Annotated in this window: 2 protein-coding genes; both read left to right on the top strand. The window is 72.6% G+C overall.

What is annotated here, in order from left to right; translation table 11 throughout:
• The first annotated feature begins 207 nt into the window (after positions 1 to 207).
• Positions 208 to 1224, top strand: coding sequence for an asparaginase (locus ABTY15_RS39515; RefSeq protein ID WP_350607577.1), 1017 nt, complete (start codon positions 208 to 210; stop codon positions 1222 to 1224).
• Between the two features lie 37 nt (positions 1225 to 1261).
• Complete coding sequence (aspA, locus tag ABTY15_RS39510) at positions 1262 to 2671, top strand: aspartate ammonia-lyase (protein WP_350607574.1); 1410 nt, start codon at positions 1262 to 1264, stop codon at positions 2669 to 2671.
• Positions 2672 to 2848 lie beyond the last annotated feature (177 nt).

Genomic DNA, 2848 nt, shown 5'->3' with positions numbered 1-2848 from the left:
CACCACCGTGCTGTGCGTGCCACTGATCGCCGCAGTGCTGGTCGCCGGCTGGTACGCGATCCGCGGCCGCCTCGCGCGCGCCGCCGCCGGAACCGACGACTGAACCCGGGCGGCCCGGGGGATCCACGGACCCACCGCGCGTCCGCCCGGGCCACCGCCATCAGGCACCCGGGTCAGCAGCCCCAAGCCATCACGATCGAGGCAGCCATGTTCACCAGCCCCCTCGCGGACGCGCCCGCGATCCGCGAACCCCGCCACGCGCCCGTCGCCCACGTGATCCGTGGCGACGTGGTCGAGGGCGTCCACCACGGCTCCGTCGTCGTCCTCGACGGCGACGGCAAGCCCCGGTTCCGCCTCGGCGACGTGGAGGCCGCGTTCTTCCCGCGATCGGCCCTCAAGCCCGTCCAGGCCGTCGCCATGGTCCGGGGGGGACTGCCGCTCGACGGCGAACTCCTCGCCCTCGCCATGGGCAGCCACTCCGGCGAGGAACGCCACCTCGCCGGAGCCCGGCGGATCCTGTCGCTCGCCGGCCTCACCGAGGACGACCTGCGCAACGTCCCCGACCTGCCGTACGACCCGGCGGTCCGCGACACCTGGGTCCGGGAGGGCCGCCCGCCCTCCCGGCTCGCCCAGAACTGCTCCGGCAAGCACGCCGCGATGCTCCACCTCTGCAAGCTCAACGGATGGCCGGTGCAGGACTACCACGCCCCTGAGCACCCGCTCCAACGGATGATCGCGGAAGCCGTGGAGGACCTCACCGGCCAGCGCATCGCGCACGCCACCGTGGACGGTTGCGGCACCCCCCTGTTCGCCGTCTCCCTGCACGGCCTGGCCCGCGCCGCCGCGCGCATCGCCACCGGCGCACCCGGGACCCCCGAGTTCCGGGTGGCGAACGCGCTGCGCGGCCACCCGGAGATGGCCTCCGGCGCCGGACGGGACGTGGCCGAGCTGATGCGCGCGGTGCCCGGGCTGATCGCCAAGGACGGCTTCGAGGGCGTCCAGATCGCCGCGCTGCCGGACGGCCGCGCCGTCGCCCTGAAGATCGCCGACGGGGCGAACCGGGCGCGCGTCCCGGTGACGGCAGCCGCCCTGGCGCTGGCGGGAGTCGACCCGCGGCTGCTGACCGGCTTCGCGGGCGAGCCGACACACGGCGGCGGCCGGCCCGTCGGCGGCGTGCGGCCGGTGGCCGCGCTGGACCCCTCGGCCCTGCTCGCCCGCCCGTGACCCGAACCACCACTCCGAGAAGAGGACCCGCACACCCATGACCGCCGCCGCCCGCCGCGAACACGACCTGCTCGGGGACCGCGACGTCCCCGCCGACGCCTACTGGGGCGTCCACACCCTGCGCGCCACCGAGAACTTCCCCATCACCGGCACGCCCATCTCCGCCTACCCGCACCTGATCGACGCGCTGGCCGCCGTGAAGGAGGCCGCCGCCCTCGCCAACGAGGAACTCGGCCTGCTGGAACCCGCGAAGGCCGCCGCGATCGCCACCGCCTGCCGCGAGATCCGCGGCGGCAAGCTGCACGACCAGTTCGTCGTCGACGTCATCCAGGGCGGTGCCGGCACCTCGACCAACATGAACGCCAACGAGGTCCTCGCCAACCGGGCGCTGGAGCTGCTGGGACACGCCAAGGGCGAGTACCGGCACCTGCACCCCAACGAGGACGTCAACCTCGGCCAGTCCACCAACGACGTCTACCCGACCGCCGTCCGGATCGCGACCGTGTTCGCCGTGCGCGGCCTGCTCGACGCGATGGCCGTCCTCCAGGACGCCTTCGCCCACAAGGCCGTCGAGTTCCGCGACGTCCTGAAGATGGGCCGCACACAGTTGCAGGACGCCGTGCCGATGACGCTCGGCCAGGAGTTCTCCGCCTTCGCCGTCATGCTCGACGAGGACCGCAGCCGGCTCGCGGAAGCCGTCGAGCTGATCCACGAGATCAACCTCGGCGCCACCGCGATCGGCACCGGCCTGAACGCCCCTGCCGGATACGCCGAATCCGCCCGGCGCCACCTCGCTGACATCACCGGGCTGCCCCTGGTCACCGCCGCCAACCTGGTCGAAGCCACCCAGGACTGCGGCGCGTTCGTCCAGATGTCCGGCGTCCTCAAGCGCATCGCCGTCAAACTGTCCAAGACCTGCAACGACCTGCGACTGCTGTCCTCCGGGCCGCGCGCCGGCCTCGGCGAGATCAACCTGCCACCGGTGCAGGCCGGTTCGAGCATCATGCCGGGCAAGGTCAACCCGGTGATCCCCGAGGTCGTCAACCAGGTCGCCTTCGAGGTGATCGGCAACGACGTCGCCGTCACCATGGCCGCCGAGGCCGGGCAGCTCCAGCTCAACGCCTTCGAGCCGATCATCCTGCACTCGCTGTCGGAGTCCATCACCCACCTGCGCGCCGCATGCCTCACCCTCGCCGAGCGCTGCGTGGTCGGCATCACCGCCAACATCGAGGCGTTGCGCGCGACCGTCGAGAACTCCATCGGCCTGGTGACCGCCCTCAACCCGCACATCGGATACACAGCCGCCACCGACATCGCCAAGGAGGCCCTGGCCAGCGGCCGGGGCGTCGCTGAACTCGTGCTGGAGCGGGGGCTGCTGCCCGCGGAGCGGCTCGCGGCCCTGCTGCGGCCCGAGGTCATCGCCGGCAGCGGCGTGGCCGTGGTCTGAGGACTGCCCCGGCGCGGACCTGCGATGCCGAGGGTGCGGACCTGCTGGATCAGGCGGCGGTGCCAAGTCATGGCGATGGCCTTCCGGGACGTGCCGCCGCCGGGTGGGCGGCCTCTTAGACTTTGCGAGTCATAGAGAAACCAGAATCACCCCTCTGAACGTCACCTCGTCACCCGA

Origin of the sequence: Kitasatospora sp. NPDC097643 (genome assembly GCF_040302625.1) — a bacterium.
Classification (GTDB): Bacteria; Actinomycetota; Actinomycetes; order Streptomycetales; family Streptomycetaceae; genus Kitasatospora.
Note: the sequence above shows the minus strand (reverse complement) of the source record. Positions and strands in the feature narration are given on the sequence as shown.